Raw genomic sequence first — 12,279 nt, 5'->3', positions numbered from 1 at the left:
CCGATGACCGAGGAGCCCAGAAATGAGAAGGATCTTCATGGCGGTCGCCGCGGTGCTCGCCATCGCCGTGGCGTCGCTCGTCCGGCCGGCGGTCGCGGCGCCGGCAGCCGCGGCCACGCTCGTCGAGGTCACCGGCTTCGGCGCCAACCCGACGAACCTGCGCATGTACCTGTACGTGCCGGACCGCATGGCGGCGCGGCCGGCCGTCGTGGTCGCCTCGCACTACTGCGGGGGAAGCGGCCCGGCTTTCCACGCCGGAAGGCCGTACGCCTCGCTGGCGGACCGGTATGGCTACATCGTGATCTACCCGTCGGTGACGCGCGGCAGCAAGTGCTGGGACGTCGCCTCGCCACAGGCGCTGCGGCGCGGCGGAGGCAGTGACCCGGTCGGGATCATGTCGATGGTCGACTACGTGAAGCAGCGGTACCCCGTGGATCCCTCAAGGATCTTCGCCGTCGGTGAGTCGTCCGGGGCGATGATGACGAACGTCCTGCTCGGCCTCTATCCGGACGTGATCGCCGCGGGTGCCTCGATCGCCGGCGTGCCGTTCGCCTGCTTCGCCACGGCCAACGGCTCGGAGTGGAACACCGACTGCGCCCAGGGACGGATCACGAAGACCCCGCAGCAGTGGGGTGACCTGGTGCGGGGCGCCTACCCGGGGTACACCGGGGCGCGGCCCCGGATGCAGATCTGGCACGGCACCGACGACGACATCCTGCGGTACCCCAACTTCGGAGAGCAGGTCAAGCAGTGGACGAACGTGCACGGCCTCAGCCAGACGCCCGTGTTCACCGACTCGCCGAAGGCCGGCTACACCCGCACCCGCTACGGCGCTACGGGCGGCGCCGCGCCGGTCGAGGCGATCAGCCTGCAAGGCCGGGGGCACGGTCTGCCGGACGAGACCGCGGAGATCATCCGCTTCTTCGGCCTTGACACGACGCCGCCCACCACCCCACCGCCGCCCACGGGTCAGCAGATCGTGGGCGCGCAGTCCGGCCGCTGCCTGACCGTCCCCGGCGCCGCCACCACCAACGGCACCCAGACCCAACTCTCGGACTGCACCGGCGCGGCCGGCCAGACCTGGACCCACACCACCGGCAAACAACTGACCGTCCCCGGCAACAAGTGCCTCGACGCCAGCGGACGCGGCACCACCAACGGCACCCCGGTCGTCATCTGGGACTGCAACGGCCAGAACAACCAGCAGTGGAACGTCAACACCGACGGCACCATCACCGGCGTCCACTCCGGACTGTGCCTCGACGCCAACGCCGCCGGCACCGCCAACGGCACCAAAATCACCCTCTGGTCCTGCAACGGCGGCACCAACCAGCAGTGGAGCCGTCGTTGAGCGGCGGCGGCGTCCCTCTCCTTGCCTGAGAACCCGGAAGGGCCACCGACACAGGGGCGGGTGGCCCTTCCGGCGTGCCGCGTCAACTCAGGGCAGGGTCCACTTTTGGTTGGCTCCGCCGTTGCAGGACCACAGGTGCACGAGGGTGCCGTCCGAGGAGTTGGCGCCCGACACGTCCAGGCACTTGCCCGACTGCGGGTTCCGCAGCGACCCGTCAGCAGACGCCTGCCAGTTCTGGTTGGCGCCACCGTTGCAGGACCACAACTGGACCTTCGCCCCGTCGGCCGTGCCGTTACCGCTGACATCCAGGCACTTGCCCAGCGCCTTGACCGTGGACCCCGGCGTCACCGTCCACCGCTGCCCCGCCGAGCCCGTGCACGACGAGATCTGCACCGCCGTCCCGTCCGCCGATGCACCGCCACGGATATCCAGACACTTGCCCGCGAGCCCCACGACCGGACCCGCGCCGGGGGTGGGTGGCGGGCTGCCGCCCAGCTCCTTGATCCGGACGTTGCGGAACGACACCTCGTCCCCCGTGCCGTGATTCTGGATGCCGACGTGGCCGGCGAGCGAGCGGGCGGGGTCGGTGTCGGTGAAGTCATTGATCTTCGTGCCGTTGAGCCAGACCTGGAGCCGCTCGCCCTCCACGAGCAACTCGAAGGTGTTCCACTCGCCCGGTGGGTTGAGCGCCGCGTCCCGGGCAGCCGTGTCCGGGGCCTTCACGGCGTAGACCGACCCGGTCGTGCGGTCAGGCACGTCGGTGGCGTCGATCTGGACCTCGTAGCCGTTGTCCAGTGCCGACTGCGGGTCGCTCGACGGTGGAAAACCCACGATCACGCCGGAGTTGTCGTCGCCGGCCGTCTTCCAGTCCAGCTTCAGCGAGTAGTTGGTGAACTGCCGTGCGCTGTACCAGAGCATGCCCATGCCGCCGTAGGAGGCGAGGGTGGCGTCCGAGTTGGTGAAGCCACCCGGGCCGGCCTGCGACCAGCCGGTGGTCGAGCCGTTGTAGAGGGTCGTATAGCCGTTCTCGGGCCGGCAGTCGGCCTTGGTCCGGCCTGCCGCGTACCGGATGCCGCCGAGCAGGTGCGCCCGGAACGCCGGCTCCGCGTACGACGCCTGGCTGTGCCCGCCGCCGGTGTAGAAGGCCCGGCCCCCCGAGTGGGTCTTGCACCAGGTGTGCGGATGGTCGGCGCCCATCGAGCCGCCCGAGTACGACGACTCGTCCAGCGTGGTGAGCACGCGCGCGGTGGTACGGGGATTGGTCCGGAAGTTGTACCACTCGTCGGTGCGGGTCCATGTCTGCGGCAGGTGGGCGGTCGCCGCGTGCGCTCGCCCCTCCACCTTGACGTCGGCCCGCTGGACAGCGGGGTGCGAGGCGAAGTAGGCGCCGACCAGATCGCCGTAGAACGGCCAGTTGTACTCCGTGTCCGCGGCCGAGTGGACGCCGACGAAGCCGCCGCCTGAGCCGATGTACGACTGGAAAGCCGACTGCTGGGCGTCGTTCAGAACGTCGCCGGTGGTGTTGAGGAAGATCACCGCCTCGTAACGGCTCAGGTTGCCGGTGGTGAAGTGGTTGCCGTCCTCCGTGGCCGTCACCGTGAAACTGTTCGCGGCGCCGAGGTCGCGGATGGCCTGGATCCCTGCCGGGATCGAGTCGTGCCGGAATCCGGCCGTCTTGGAGAACACGAGGACGTCGTAGGACGGGTCCGCGGCACTGACGGGGCTGGGCTGCCCGAGGAGGGCCAGGGCGGCGAGTGTCGCGATCGCCCCACCAAGCAGGGTTCGGGGTTGTCTGCGCATGTCCGTCGCTCTCTTCCTGGTGAGAGATATCAGGGCAGGGTCCATTTCTGGTTGGCTCCGCCGTTGCAGGACCACAGGTGCACGAGGGTGCCGTCCGAGGAGTTGGCGCCCGACACGTCCAGGCACTTGCCCGACTGCGGGCTGCGCAGCGACCCGTCCGGGTTCGCCTGCCAGTTCTGGTTGGCACCACCGTGGCAGGACCACAACTGGACCTTCGTCCCGTCGGCCGTGCTGCTGCCGCTGACATCCAGGCACTTGCCCAGCGCCTTGACCGTGGACCCCGGCGTCACCGTCCACTGCTGCCTGGCCGAGCCCGTGCACGACGAGATCTGCACCGCCGTCCCGTCCGCCGAGCTGCCGTCACGGACATCCAGGCATTTGCCCGCGAGCCCCACGACCGGACCCGCGCCGGGTGTCGGGCCACCGCCGGGATTGAAGGTGAACGCGTCGACGTCGAAGAGGAATCCGGAGCCGCCGGTGAAGGTCAGGTAGAGCGTGGTGGTGCCGGCCGGCGCGCCGGAGATCGATCCGTTGACGGTGGTGAAGTTCGTCCACGAGCCGGTGACCGGGACGGTGGCGGAGCCGAGGACGGTGCCGGTCGGCGAGCCGGCCCGGACCTGCAACGTGCCGCCCGCGCCGGCTGACGACACCCGGGCGCTGAACGATGTGGCGTTGCTCAGCTTGTACGGCTCGAAGGCGATCCAGTCGCCGTTCTCGATGTCACCGACGGACTTGCCGCCCTCGGCGGTCGACTTGTCGTAGGTGGCGATGCCGGACGAGGTCTTGTAGTGCTCGGCCTGCCGGTGCTTCGGCTGAAGGATGTGCTGCGTGTGCGTGGTGAGCCCGGCTTTGTCGGTGTATTCGGCATCGAAGACCCCGAAGATGTTCGCCGCGTCGTCGTGCTCACCGTCGACCGGGATGGTGATCGTGCCGGAGCAACCGGTCTTCGAGGTGATCGGGTGGCCGTGGCTGTCGTGACCGACGATGTACGTCAGCTTGACCTTGGCGCAGTCGACCGTGCCGTCCTCCGGATCCGTCACGGTGATGTTGAACGGCACGGTGTCGCCGAAGGCGAAGATCTCGCCCGCGGCCGGGCTGTTGATGGTCACCGTCGGCGCGGTGTTGCCGACGGTGATCCGCACGTCGGCGGTACCGGTGGCACCCTGTTGGTCGCGCACGGTCAGCGTGGCCGTGTAGTCGCCGTTCGTGTCGTACGTCTTCGTCGGGTTGGCGGCGGTGGAGCTGGTGCCGTCACCGAAGCTCCACGCATAGGTCAGTGCCCCGCCGTCAGGGTCGGATGAGCCGGCCGAGGAGAACGTCACGGTCAACGGTGCCGCTCCGGAGGTCCGGTTGGCGCCGGCCATCGCCGTGGGCGCCCGGTTGCCGCTGCCGACGTGGTCGAAGCGGTAGAGGGCGGAGTACTGGTCGCCCTGGTACAGCCCGGCGCCGTAGTCCAGCACGTAGTAGGAGCCGTCCGGGCCGAACGCCGAGTCGATCACCTGCTTGCCGTTCCAGGGGAAGCTGTCGATGGTCCCCGGGGAGCCGTCGGCGTTGAGGTGGATCGGCTTGATCCAGCCGCGGCCGAACTCCGTGGCGAAGAACTGCCCGTCGAACGACTGCGGGAACTTCGTGGGCGAGCTGACGTTGGGGTCGTACCGGTACACCGGACCCGCCATCGGCGACTCCGAGCCGCTGCCGAACGCCGGCGGGCTGCCGGCCTCGCCGCCGTAGCGGATCCAGGCGGCCTTGGCGGGGGGCAGCGTGCTCAAACCGGTATTGCGGGGCGAGTTGTTCGTCGGTCCGCCCGAGCAGTTGTACTTGGCGCCTGCCGTATTGGTGGCGAAGTCCCACTCGGCGTACGTCTCGGAGCTGGTGTTCGTGCCGGTGCAGTAGGGCCAGCCGTAGAAGCCCGGGCCCGTGACGCGGTTGAACTCGACCTGGCCCTGCGGCCCGCGCGCCGTGGTGGCGCCGGCATCGGGGCCGTAGTCGCCGACGTAGACGATGCCGGTGGCCTTGTCCACGCTCATCCGGAACGGGTTGCGCAGGCCCATCGCGTAGATCTCCGGCCGGGTCCTTGCCGTGCCGGGCGGGAACAGGTTGCCTGCCGGGATCGAGTACGATCCGTTCTCGTTCACCTTGATGCGCAGGATCTTGCCGCGCAGGTCGTTGGTGTTGGCGGCGGAGCGCTGCGCGTCGAACGCCGGGTTGCGGTTGGTCCGCTCGTCGAGTGGGGAATATCCGGCGGACTCGAACGGGTTGGTGTCGTCGCCGGTGGACAGGTACAGGTTGCCCGCCGCGTCGAAGTCGATGTCTCCGCCGGCGTGGCAGCAGATGCCTCGGTCGGCCGGCACGTCGAGGATGTCCACTCTGCTGGACTGGTTGAGCGTGAAGTCGGCGTTGAGCGTGAACCGGGAGAGCCGGTTGACACCCTGCCACGCCGACCAGTTGCCGCCGGTGGTCGGGGCGTCGCCTCCTGGTGTGGACAGCGGCGGGGCGTAGTAGAGGTAGATGTGCCGGTTGGTGGCGAAACCCGGGTCGATGCCGATGCCCTGCAGGCCGTCCTCGTCGTGCGTGTACACGGGGATGGTGCCGATCACCTTGGTGGTGCCGCCCGCATCCGTGCGGCGCACGGTCCCGTTGCGAGCGGTGTGCAGCACCGACCGGTCGGCGAGTACGGCCAGCGACATCGGCTCACCGACCTCCGCCACCCCGCGGGCCAGTTGGACCTGCTGGAAGTCGGCGGGGTTGATCGGGTGCGCCGAGGCCGATGTCGCACTGGACAAGGCCGCGCTGAGAGCGGCCGCGACCAGGAGCAGAGCCGAACCGATGGCCGGCCAACGCGCGGCTGCGGCCCTCCCGATTATCATGAGCATGACAATGCACTCCCCTTCCTGAACAGGTGGCTGCCAGGCTTGGGGCGCGCGCTGCCGCGCCGATGCCGTAGCGGGATGTCGCCGCTTCGGCCCGCTGGGTGTGCTTCAGCAGGCCACTACGCCGAGCGGGGGCAACCGCTCGGAAACGTGAGAAGTCGATGGCTACCGCGCTGTCGGGTCACATCGACGACCGTGACGGTCCACCGACAAGGCTAGAAGACTTCAGCCCGACGTGTCCATACTTCCTTCCGGACCAGCCAGGCTTCTGTGGACCGGCTGCCTGGTGACCACCGGGAGCGGTGCGCACCAGGCCACTCCACCGGCCCGCCCCTCGCCGAGGAGGATGGATCAATGTCCGGCAACCACGCCGGACAGCTCGTTCGTGCTCTTCGGCAGGGTCACGGACGTGTCCTTCTTCCCCGACTCGATGTCGACGGCGTGCAGCTTGCGCTTGCCCGGCTCGGAGACGTACGCGGTGTGGTCGCGGAGGAAGAGGGGAGATACCGGCGTTGGCCCTCACCGCACTGGTCGGCCCGAACGGAAGCGGGAAGTCCACCCTGCTGGGAGTTCTGGCCGGAGTGATCCAGCCCCATCAGAAGGCTCCACCACGCCGGCGACCGGCCACCGGCGTTCGTCCCTCAGCGCGGCGCCGTCGGTGACGCGCTGCCCTTGACGGTCAGGCAGACGGTCGAGATGGGGCGCTGGGGTGAGCGCGGGCCATGGCGCCGGCTGACCCGGCAGGACCGCGCCATGGTGGAAACGGCCATGGAACGACCGGGCATCATGGACCTCGCGTCCCGCCAACTCGGAGAGCTGTCCGGCGGTCAGAGACAACGTGCCCTGATCGCCCAAGGGCTCACCCAGGAGTCGGATCTGCTGCTCCTGGACGAACCCACCACCGGACTCGATCCGGAGGCCAGGGAGCGGATCGCGGCGCTCCTGACGGAACTGGTCAGCGACGGGGTGACCGTCGTCCAGGCCACACACGACCTGGAAGCCGCCCGCTCGGCGGACACCTGCCTCCTGCTCCGCGACGGTCACCTGGTGGGACAGGGCGACCCCGAGCAGCTTCTCACCGCCTCGGCGCTCGCCCGAATGTGGGAGACGGCGTGAAACGGCCCGTCACAGCCCCTGGCGACGTTCCTCGCGTGGCACGGCCATGTGATGACGGAGCGCGGTCTCGCCGGCATCGCGGCCGGACACGGGAAAGCTTCTGGCGCGTGCTCGCGCCGCCGGGACCGATACTCTGAGTACCGGCGAGCGACGAGGAGTATCGGTGACCGTATGCGAGCCTGGAGACGGTGGTCCGACCGGTCCTCCTCCTGAGAACGGGCACGCCCGGGACAGGGCGATGAGTTTGGCGGGGACGCTGGCGGCGGCGGAGACCGCGGCGCCCGTGGAGTCGCTAGACGTAGTCGCACGCATGCTCAAGGATCACCTCGGGGCGCATTCGGTGTCGTTCCTGATCACCGATTTCACCGGCGGCTCGGTCGTACGGCTGGGGGCGGCGGGCAGCGTCGACACCGATGAACCCGCCCGGCGCATCACGCTGCGCGGCACCCTGTACGACGACGTGATCCGCACCCAGCGCCCGAGCATGGAGGACAAGGGCGAGGGCACGTTGGTGCGGATCGTCGCCCCGGTGACCAACCGCGGGGACGCCATCGGGCTCCTCGAACTGTTCCTGCCCGCGGCACCGGACGCGCAGGTGATGCGGGAGATCGGCGAGACCGCGCACGCCCTGGCCTACATCGTCATCGCGAACCGGTCCTACACCGACGTGTACCAGTGGGGCCGTCGTACCGTCCCGCTGAGCCTGGCCGCGGAGATCCAGCACCGGCTGCTGCCGTCGTCGCTGGCATGTGAGGCTGCGCAGTTCGCGGTGGCCGGAGCGCTGGAGCCGGCCGACCACGTCGGGGGTGACACCTTCGACTACGTGATCGACCGGGACACGGTCCAGCTCTCCGTCACCGACGCCATGGGCCACGACGTCGACGCCGCCCTGTTGGCCACCCTCCTGGTGGGCGCGCTGCGCCGGGCCCGACGGGCCGGCGCCGGTCTGGCCGAACAGGCCCGCCAGGCCGACCAGGCCATGCGCGAGCACGGCCGCCACGGCTACGTCACCGGTCAGCTTCTGCGGATCAGCCTGATCGACGGCGAGACCGAGTTCATCAACGCCGGGCATCCCTGGCCGCTGCGGATGCGGGACGGGCAGGTGCGGGAGATCACTCCGAAGATCGATATGCCGTTCGGCTTTCCTGCCCCTCACGGCTACCGGGTCCAGTCGCTGGACCTGCGGCCCGGGGACCGGCTGGTGATGCTGACCGACGGCATGCTGGAGCGCAACGCAGGCAGCCTCGATCTGTCCGACCTGATCGTGCGCACCCGCGCGCTGCATCCCCGCGAGGCCGCCCGCACCCTCATCGCGGCGATCGTCGACGCCAACCATGGTCACCTGCAGGACGACGCGACAGTCATGTGCCTGGACTGGCAGGGCGTCGGCCACTCCCGGCGTGACGCCGACACCGGTGCCGACCTCACCGACGCGTCCGCCCCGTCTCGGACGAGGTCAGTAGGCGCAGGGCATGCGGCACCCGAACCGGACGACGCTCGAAGCAACTGAGGTCAGGAAGTCCGGGCCGAGGCCGCACTCGCCTCCGCCTCGACAGCTCAGGGCCGCGCAGCAATGGCTGCGCGGCCCTGAGCCTGTGCACGCCCCGCTCAAGATCAGGCGCTTCGCCCGGTGGTCGGCAGAGTCCGCACGGGCGGTGCTCACCGGACGCGGCGTGGACGATCCCCGGGCAGGTCTGCGAGGTCAGACCAGGTTGATGTTCTCGGCCTGCGGACCCTTCTGGCCCTGGGTGACGTCGAACGTCACGGCCTGGCCCTCCTGGAGCTCACGAAAGCCGGTGGAGTTGATCGCGGAGTAGTGCGCGAAGACATCCGGGCCGCCGCCGTCCTGGGCGATGAAACCGAAACCCTTCTCCGCGTTGAACCACTTCACAATTCCCGTTGCCATGAGATGCCTTCCAGTCGATGAACGCCTCCCACTTCATGGGGAAGGCAGAGGTGATCGCCCTGGTCCCTGCGGCACAGCACAGCAAAACGCCCACACCAGAGGCGTGGGCAAGAGGGAATTCCGAACCACGACAGCTGACGCAGACGTTACACGCCCACACGCCGCGTCACCATAGGAAACGATCACGCCGCGGATTCGGTGGCGCGGCGGTATGCGGCGTTGAGGCGCTTCGCCGATGGCACGGAGGAACGAGGAACAACCAGGCGGCGGCTCGAGTAATCGCTTGCCGGAGCCGCACCGGGCAAGGAGCGCCGCGCCGCCGTCGTCGTTCGCCTGCCATGCGGGGTGATCGCTCGTCAGGACAGCCGTCATCGGATCACCTCACCGCGACCATCCCGGCACCCGCACCGGACCGGCCCGAGGACCGCGGCGGCTGCTCGCTCTCACATCCCCGGCGCTGCCCGGTCGGTGGCGGTGTCGATGAGGATCTGTTCAGCCTGCGTGACGTTGCCGGCGCGGGCGGCCTCGGCCATCGCGGCGCGCGCAGCTTCGGGCGTCGCGTGCGGCGGGACCACGAGCAGGGAGAAGAGGTCCTGCTCGCCACGGGTGATGAGGACGGTGTCGTCGCCGACCGGGAAGGAGTCGATGTGCACCACCCGGTCATCGATGACCAGCCTCGTCGGCAGTCCTTCCCAGGCGCCGGCGTCCAGGCCGACACGCATGACCGGCCCGAGGCACTCGGTCAGGGCTGCGACCAGGGCGGGGAGCTCCGTGGCGATGTCCCGGGACCGCGGCCACCACGCTCCGTCGAGAACACCCCGGCGGTCGTGCGTCGTCTCCAGCCGTAGGACAGCCGTCCCGGGTTTCAGGGCCTGGTGGACGGCGTCCGGCAGGAGCCTGGTCACGCGCGGGGAGCCGGAGTCGGACATCGCACTCGCCTGCCTTCCTGCCTGTAAGGAAAACGGAGTGACTTCCTTGCTTCACGGTACTCCGCGGCCCACACCGGCTCGCCAGCTCGCCGGTCACACCCGAAGGCCACGTCGCATGCCGGAGTAGAGTGAAAGATCGCCGCTCATCTGTGCCCGAACAACGAGGTCGCCATGCAGCCCACGGAAACACCCCCGGACGGGCACGCCGAGGTGCGTATCGTCGCGGAAACCCCCGAGGTCGCCCGTCGCGTCGCGGAGGTTCTCCGCCAGTGCTTCGCCGCCACCGAGCAGCGCAGCTATCCCGCGGACAGTCAGGGAGGGACCCGCCTCCAGCTCACCGTGGACACCACCCGCCCGGCAGAACCGGCACGGTCCTGGCTGGAGACGAGCCGCTCCTCGGAGGGCGACCGCCGAGGGAAGTGAGCCCACGTCCAGGAGCGGTCCGTTCGGCCTCTTCGGACCGCGACCGCCCTCGTGACGGTGGAACAGGCCGGCGGAAACGCGCGCGGCAATCCGGCGGGCAGGCGTGGGGAGTTCGGTGAGCAGGTCGTAGGAACGGGGCCACCACGCTCCGTCGATGGGCTGGGGCATACCGCCGGGGGGAGCCAGACGCAGGCGGAGGAGGGGACGGGAGGGAGGAGGGGGCTGCAGCGCGGTGGTCATGAAAGCTCCTGTCGACTGCCGTGCGGCGGAGGAGGTGAGTGACCGGTGTCAGGCGCGGCGGGCGGCCGCGCGGTCCGGAGTGGGCCCGCGCACGTCGTGCACCCAGCCGGGGCGTTGCACGAGGCGGACGACGACGACGGCGGAGGGGACGAGCCGGCCGCGGTCGACGCCGTGGTGGGCGCTGGTGGGGTCAGGTCGGCGTGGTGGAGCAGCCCGATACGCACACGTTCCGCCCACAGCAAGGCTGTTACGCCGTACAGCCACGTACCGCCGATGACCCAGCCCCTCGGGGGCGTAACGCTCCTGCGGCGTGCGGTCGTTGCGGAACAGTCAGCCGACGTGCGCGTGCAGCAGCCCACACAACTGGCCGCGCAGACGCGTGCCGCAGCGGTACGGGGAGTGCGGATCGCCAGGCCGTGCGGTGAAGGCGTGATGGCGGCGATGGGTGGCGGCCCAGCCGATGACGTCGCCTGGAAGCTCATCGAACCGGCCACCGCGAGCGCGATGCGCACGGGACGCACGGCCCGGTGGCCACCGTGGGTGAGGCCGCGGTGGAAGCCGACCGTGACGCCCGGACCCGTGATCGTGTGGAGGACGAAGGCGAGGACGATGTCGGCAAGAGCCGGCACGCTCCCAAACGAGGCAGGCCGGATCGCGGGGCCACCGCGTTGACACGGACCGTCGCCGGACGTTGACTGGTGGCACGGCACAGGGCCATGCCCCCCGACACACGGCGAAGCATTCCGCCCACCCGCCTCGCCAAGACCCCGCGGGAACCCACCTACGGGACAACAGCGCGGCCGGCCATGACCGTTGCACGGACGATCAGGAACAGAACACGGCGCAGACGATGAAGGGCAGGATCGCCCAAGAGCTCGGCCGGGGCACCCGCAACAGGCGACCGCAACACCGGGGCAGGATCGGCCGGGTCTCCGGGATCCTGAAACCGGCAGTCCAGAAGACCGAGAGCGCCTTCGGGCGGAACGGAAGCGGCACCCGATGATGTATGACCAGACACGCGCCCAGCAGCCCGCGGGCCAAACCAGGGGCCCCGCCGAACGGCGTCCCCAGGGCCCGGAGCCACTGCTCCCGTCGACGGAGAGGGACAAGATCGTCCTGCGCCTGCGGCACGCCCTCAACACCTTCGCCGACACTCCGCGCGAGGCGCTGGAAGAGGCCGAGAGCGCCTACGACGAAGCCACTGCCCAGCTCGTGAACGCCCTCGCGGAACGGCGGCGCCTCCTGCGCGCCGGGTGGCAGGACCAGGCCCCCGGAACACAGTCCGACGAACTCCGGCACGCGCTGAGGCAGTACCGGGAGATCACCCAGCGACTGCTCCAGCTCTAGGGGGCCGCGTACTCCGCGCTGTGGCGGAGCGCGGAGTAGTGTGGACGGTACCGAGGGCATTTCGCACACCGGCTTCCACGCCGGGTCGTCCCCGGCGAAAGATGAAACCCGGGTCGCCGCAGAGGCGGCCCGGAGACGGGTCCGCATCATGTCGGCGACCTTGTACCCCACCCTGCCGCACCCCGAGCCCGTCGCAGCCCCCGCCGCGCGTCTCGCGCTGAAGACCGACGGCACCTCCCGCGGACTCCTGGACGGTGCCTGGTGGCCCCGTTCCCGTGATCTGCTGAGCGAACTGCC

9 protein-coding genes and 1 pseudogene are annotated in these 12,279 nt (G+C 69.8%); 6 read left to right on the top strand and 4 right to left on the bottom strand.

All coding sequences use genetic code 11. The features are described 5' to 3' along the window. Nucleotides 1-22 precede the first annotated feature (22 nt). On the top strand, nt 23-1,351 hold the full coding sequence (locus AC0665_RS09325; RefSeq protein ID WP_478704727.1) for an extracellular catalytic domain type 1 short-chain-length polyhydroxyalkanoate depolymerase: 1,329 nt from the start codon (nt 23-25) through the stop codon (nt 1,349-1,351). An 87-nt stretch (nt 1,352-1,438) separates the two neighbouring features. On the opposite strand, the gene AC0665_RS09320 is transcribed toward AC0665_RS09325, so the two are convergent. Beyond that, nucleotides 1,439-3,151, bottom strand: a complete 1,713-nt coding sequence (locus tag AC0665_RS09320; protein WP_478704726.1) for a lectin — start codon at nt 3,149-3,151, stop codon at nt 1,439-1,441. Between the two features lie 29 nt (nt 3,152-3,180). After that, entirely contained in the window at nt 3,181-6,024 is a 2,844-nt protein-coding gene (locus tag AC0665_RS09315; protein WP_478704725.1) for an RICIN domain-containing protein, read from the bottom strand. 500 nt (nt 6,025-6,524) lie between these two features. Here AC0665_RS09315 and aztA point away from each other — a divergent pair. Together aztA and AC0665_RS09305 are read left to right on the top strand one after the other, a co-directional pair. Beyond that, nucleotides 6,525-7,137 (top strand): annotated as a pseudogene (aztA, locus tag AC0665_RS09310) (zinc ABC transporter ATP-binding protein AztA). A 238-nt stretch (nt 7,138-7,375) separates the two neighbouring features. Beyond that, nucleotides 7,376-8,647: a PP2C family protein-serine/threonine phosphatase gene (locus AC0665_RS09305; RefSeq protein WP_478704724.1), complete on the top strand. Its 1,272-nt coding sequence runs from the start codon at nt 7,376-7,378 to the stop codon at nt 8,645-8,647. Between the two features lie 192 nt (nt 8,648-8,839). On the opposite strand, the gene AC0665_RS09300 is transcribed toward AC0665_RS09305, so the two are convergent. Beyond that, a complete protein-coding gene (locus AC0665_RS09300; protein WP_468403422.1) occupies nt 8,840-9,043 on the bottom strand; it encodes a cold-shock protein in 204 nt (67 codons plus the stop codon). 443 nt (nt 9,044-9,486) lie between these two features. Then, complete coding sequence (locus AC0665_RS09295) at nt 9,487-9,972, bottom strand: DUF5994 family protein (RefSeq protein ID WP_468632031.1); 486 nt, start codon at nt 9,970-9,972, stop codon at nt 9,487-9,489. Between the two features lie 171 nt (nt 9,973-10,143). On the opposite strand from AC0665_RS09295, the gene AC0665_RS09290 reads away from it, so the two are divergent. From AC0665_RS09290 to AC0665_RS09280, 3 genes are all read left to right on the top strand, one after another. Then, complete coding sequence (locus tag AC0665_RS09290; RefSeq protein WP_478704723.1) at nt 10,144-10,395, top strand: hypothetical protein; 252 nt, start codon at nt 10,144-10,146, stop codon at nt 10,393-10,395. Nucleotides 10,396-11,634: 1,239 nt separating this feature from the next. Next, nucleotides 11,635-11,982: a hypothetical protein gene (locus AC0665_RS09285; RefSeq protein ID WP_468403414.1), complete on the top strand. Its 348-nt coding sequence runs from the start codon at nt 11,635-11,637 to the stop codon at nt 11,980-11,982. A gap of 40 nt (nt 11,983-12,022) precedes the next feature. Then, a partial coding sequence (locus AC0665_RS09280) for a DUF5994 family protein (RefSeq protein ID WP_478704722.1) occupies nt 12,023-12,279 on the top strand: 257 nt, incomplete at its 3' end.

Source organism: Streptomyces sp. NPDC043685 (assembly GCF_056436585.1).
The sequence above is the reverse complement of the archived record's forward strand: the minus strand, read 5'-3'. Positions and strand labels throughout refer to the sequence as shown.

Excerpts from the sequence above, each read along its gene's own strand:
- AC0665_RS09325 (WP_478704727.1), top strand. The coding sequence starts at position 23 with ATGAGAAGGATCTTCATGGCGGTCGCCGCGGTGCTCGCCATCGCCGTG.
- AC0665_RS09320 (WP_478704726.1), bottom strand. The coding sequence starts at position 3,151 with ATGCGCAGACAACCCCGAACCCTGCTTGGTGGGGCGATCGCGACACTC.
- AC0665_RS09315 (WP_478704725.1), bottom strand. The coding sequence starts at position 6,024 with ATGCTCATGATAATCGGGAGGGCCGCAGCCGCGCGTTGGCCGGCCATC.
- AC0665_RS09305 (WP_478704724.1), top strand. The coding sequence starts at position 7,376 with ATGAGTTTGGCGGGGACGCTGGCGGCGGCGGAGACCGCGGCGCCCGTG.
- AC0665_RS09300 (WP_468403422.1), bottom strand. The coding sequence starts at position 9,043 with ATGGCAACGGGAATTGTGAAGTGGTTCAACGCGGAGAAGGGTTTCGGT.
- AC0665_RS09295 (WP_468632031.1), bottom strand. The coding sequence starts at position 9,972 with ATGTCCGACTCCGGCTCCCCGCGCGTGACCAGGCTCCTGCCGGACGCC.
- AC0665_RS09290 (WP_478704723.1), top strand. The coding sequence starts at position 10,144 with ATGCAGCCCACGGAAACACCCCCGGACGGGCACGCCGAGGTGCGTATC.
- AC0665_RS09285 (WP_468403414.1), top strand. The coding sequence starts at position 11,635 with ATGATGTATGACCAGACACGCGCCCAGCAGCCCGCGGGCCAAACCAGG.